This is a genomic window from Oleiphilus sp. HI0061, from assembly GCF_001635675.1.
The window spans coordinates 1-880 of sequence record NZ_LWFE01000635.1; the positions used below are offsets into that span (position 1 = coordinate 1).

Annotated in this window: 1 protein-coding gene; it reads left to right on the plus strand. The window is 40.1% G+C overall.

Annotated features, from left to right (window positions below; genetic code table 11):
- A partial coding sequence (locus A3735_RS08090; protein ID WP_156499524.1) for a glyceraldehyde-3-phosphate dehydrogenase occupies positions 1 to 671 on the plus strand: 671 nt, incomplete at its 5' end.
- Positions 672 to 880 lie beyond the last annotated feature (209 nt).

Consider the following 880-nt stretch of genomic DNA (forward strand, 5'->3'; position numbering starts at 1 on the left):
TAACTGCGCCAGGTAAGGGTGACATTAAGAATATCGTTTATGGCATCAATAACGGTGATATCGCAAACGATGATCAGATTTTGTCTGCAGCATCTTGTACAACTAATGCTATTACGCCTGTTCTTAAGGCGATTGATGATGAATTTGGTGTCATTGATGGCCACGTAGAGACTGTCCATTCTTACACAAATGACCAGAACTTGATTGATAACTATCACAAAGGTAGTCGTCGTGGTCGTAGCGCTCCGTTGAATATGGTTATTACTGAAACAGGTGCCGCAAAAGCTGTTTCAAAGGCACTTCCAAAGATGGAAGGTCGTTTGACGGGTAATGCGATTCGTGTTCCAACTCCGAATGTCTCAATGGCTATTCTAAATCTGAATATCGAAAAAGCTACATCTGTTGAAGATGTGAATGCTTATTTGCGTAATATTTCCCTGCATTCTGATTTGGCTAAGCAGATTGATTATCTGACTTCAGATGAAGTTGTTTCAACTGACTTTGTTGGTTCACGTCGTGCTGGTATTGTAGATTCGAATGCAACTATCGTAAGCGGTAAGCGTTTGGTTCTTTATGTTTGGTACGATAACGAGTTTGGTTATAGTGCGCAGGTTGTGCGTATTGCCAACCAAATGGCTGGCATAGAATATCCCGTCTTCCCTAAGAGCTAGAGTCTAATATTTCCTTCAGGCGCTAACTGTTCAGTTGGCGCCTTTATTTTCTTTCTTGTATAAGCTGACTTTTACTACTTTACTTATCTTGTCTACCTAGTTGGTAGTATCTAGTGCTCCTATATTTGTACGCTAAAACGCTAGGGTTGATTTTTTAAGCAGGTTGGCACTTTAAATGGGTAGAATATAAGTAAATTTTGGTGTGTAGT